Source organism: Anaeromassilibacillus sp. Marseille-P3371 (genome assembly GCF_900169665.1).
Lineage (GTDB): Bacteria > Bacillota > Clostridia > Oscillospirales > Acutalibacteraceae > Anaeromassilibacillus.
The window spans coordinates 2,576,053-2,577,002 of sequence record NZ_LT835157.1 but is presented as its reverse complement, the minus strand read 5'-3'; the positions used below and the strand labels follow the sequence as shown (position 1 = coordinate 2,577,002).

The 950-nt window shown below is 47.6% G+C and carries 2 protein-coding genes; both read right to left on the bottom strand.

Annotated elements, in window-relative coordinates:
* Window positions 1–51: 51 nt before the first annotated feature.
* Window positions 52–504, bottom strand: coding sequence for an IS3 family transposase (locus tag B9Y59_RS16820; protein WP_085531074.1), 453 nt, complete (start codon window positions 502–504; stop codon window positions 52–54).
* Between the two features lie 118 nt (window positions 505–622).
* Window positions 623–950 (bottom strand): hypothetical protein (locus B9Y59_RS16815; protein WP_207651500.1); only part of this gene is annotated, 328 nt, incomplete at its 5' end.

Genomic DNA, 950 nt, shown 5'->3' with positions numbered 1-950 from the left:
CAGGTGAAAATACTCTCGGGAAGTGTATTGAAACCCTTGGTCGCTGTGGAGCTACAACGTTGCAGCGACTCTCTTTTTCTCCTTCATCATAGCCAGGCGGATGGTATCCAGAACGAGATTCACCGTCTGCTGTGTACCGGTCTTATAGGCAACAATGCTGTTATCATACAAATCACGAATCGTGGATAGGTACAACACTCCCTCTTTGGTGTGGATGTAGGAGATATCGGTCACCCATTTGCTGTTGGGCCTGTCTGCTTGAAATGGACGATTCAAAAGATTTTCATATTTGTGCAGTTGTTGCCCCACCTGAACCCATTTTCTCCGGCGGCGAATTTCTGCCCAAAGGCCGTATTTCTTCATGATTCGCAGAACTATCTTGGGATTGCGACGCGTACCTTGTTTCTCCAGCCACAGCCACATCCGTCGATATCCATATATCTTGAAGCAGCGCCCTCGCTGAACGTGGATAGCTTCCGCCAAACCTGCACCTTCTCCTTGCATTCCAAACGGTGGACAAAGTCATCATATCCACTCCGGGATACCTCAAAAAACCGGCACATGACAGAGGCAGGATAACGCTCTCGGTTCCTATAGATCACATGATATTTTACTTTTGGCCTCACTTCCTTTCTGTGAATTGCAGAAAATCCTGCAACCGCTTGTTTTCCATGCGAAGCCGTTCCAGTTCGCTCTTTTCGTTCTGCCGAGGTGGTTGCCCGTCTTTGCGCGGACGCCCCTTTGGGCGTGGCGCAATTCCGAATGACGTACGTTTTACCTCTTTGTTGTATCGATGAACCCCGTTCTTAATTTGAACTTTATCAAGGCCGAAATAGTCCGCTATTTCTTGTCTGGATTTCCTTGCTTCGCGCATTGCGTTGATCTCTGCCCCGAGAATTTTGATGTTTGTCCATTTCTTTTTTGACATGATAATACCCCCTGATGTAGTA

What these genes read in the sequence shown, in the direction of transcription:
- B9Y59_RS16820 (WP_085531074.1), bottom strand. Translation starts at nt 504, where the DNA reads ATGCAAGGAGAAGGTGCAGGTTTGGCGGAAGCTATCCACGTTCAGCGA.